2 protein-coding genes are annotated in these 1,793 nt (G+C 71.1%); both read left to right on the forward strand.

The genetic code is table 11. The features are described 5' to 3' along the window. The coding region (locus ABZ281_RS48025; RefSeq protein ID WP_356665006.1) for a lipid-transfer protein at window positions 1–1,199 on the forward strand (1,199 nt) is incomplete at its 5' end. 159 nt (window positions 1,200–1,358) lie between these two features. Next, window positions 1,359–1,793, forward strand: a 435-nt coding sequence (locus ABZ281_RS48030) for an EAL domain-containing protein (RefSeq protein WP_356665008.1), incomplete at its 3' end; no start/stop codon positions are given.

Consider the following 1,793-nt stretch of genomic DNA (forward strand, 5'->3'; position numbering starts at 1 on the left):
CCGGTCCGGGAACACCCACACCCGGAAGAGCAGGAAGCGCAGCACGGTCGCCGCGAGGTTGGCCGCGACGAGGACGGCCAGTTCGGTGGAGTGCGGCCCGCGAGGCGCTCGCCGATGCCGGGCTGGAGTGGCCGGACATCGGCGCGATCATCGGTGCGGACACGGTGCGGGGCGGCTATCCCGGCTATGTCTCCGGAGCCACGTTCGCGAAGGGACTGGGCTGGCAAGGGGCCCGGGTCACCAGCGTGTACGCCGCGTGCGCGTCCGGGGCTCAGGCCATCGACGCCGCGCGGGCCCAGATCCTCGCCGGGCTCGCCGATGTGGTGCTCGTCGTGGGGGCCGATGCCGCTCCCAAGGGGTTCTTCCGCCCTGCGGGCGGCGACCGGCCGGACGATCCCGACTGGCTGCGGTTCCGGATCCTCGGGGCGGCCAACCCGGTGTACTTCGGGCTGTACGCCCGCAGACGCATGGCTCAGCACGGTGACACGCCGGACGACTTCGCACAGGTGAAGGTGAAGAACTCGGCGATGGGAGCGCTGAACCCCCACGCGCGCTACCGCGGCCGCGTGACCGCCGAGGAGGTCGCCGCCTCCGCCGTCGTCGCCGACCCGCTGCGGCTTCTCGACATCTGTGCCACCTCCGACGGCGGCGCGGCGGTCGTGCTCTCGAGCATGGAGTACGCGCGCCGGCACGGGCAGGCGGAGCCGGTGCGGATCCGGGCCGTGTCCACGGTGACCCCGCGCTACCCGAACACCGTGCTGGACCTACCGGACATCGCGACGGACTCCGCGGGGGCGGTAGAGCCACCCGGCGAGACGTTCCGCAGATCGATCGCCCGGGCGGCATACGAGGAGGCGGAAATCGGGCCGGAGGACCTGTCGCTGGCCGAGGTCTACGACCTGTCCACCGCTCTCGAGTTGCAGTGGTACGAGGACTTGGGGCTGTGCGGTGAGGGCGAGGGCGTGAAGCTGCTGAGGGACGGGGCGACGGCCCTGGGCGGGCGTATACCGGTGAACGCCAGCGGCGGACTGGCCTCCTTCGGGGAGGCCGTCCCAGCGCAGGCGATAGCCCAGGTGTGCGAGCTGACCTGGCAGTTGAGGGGCGTGGCGGGTGACCGACAGGTCGTGGGAGCGCGCGTGGGCATCACCGCTAACCAGGGGCTGTTCGGGCACGGGTCGGCGGTGATCGGGGTGCGGTGAGCCCTCAGTGATCCCGGACCGGCGCCGCTGCTGATACTGATGCCGGTCGTAGCGGCTCATCGAGCCCTGAGGAATACGTTGTGTGATCGCGGAGAAATCCTGCGTGAACGTCTCATGAACTGCGCTCGGGTGTGCACCGACGGCGTCAATCATGCTCCCGTGCACTCCTGGACGGACCCTCTCCGCTTCGCCTTCCAACCGGTGGTCAATCTGACGACCGGCGCGGTCGCGGGGCTGGAGATACTCGCCCGACCGGAGACCGGCGACGTTCTGGCCGAGGCCCGCCGGGACCCGGAGCTCGACTGCCGACTGGCGGTGTCGGCGATCCACGCTGCGGCGCGAGGGGAGACCCTGCTTCCGCTGTTCGTCAACGTGTTCGCCGGGACCCTCGCCGACCTTGGAGGGCTCCCTTCCCTGCACGACGCCGTGCGTGAGGCCGGGCGGCTTCCCTGGGAGGTGACGCTGGACCTCTGCCCGCCGTACACGCATGTACCGCAGCAGGCTCTGCTGGAAGCGGTGGACGCGCTGCGCGGGCAGGGCTTCCGGATCTGCGCGGACGGTGTCGGGGACGGGGATGTGCCTCTGCGGCTGCTC

The organism is Streptomyces sp. NPDC006265 (genome assembly GCF_040613555.1).
GTDB lineage: Bacteria > Actinomycetota > Actinomycetes > Streptomycetales > Streptomycetaceae > Streptomyces.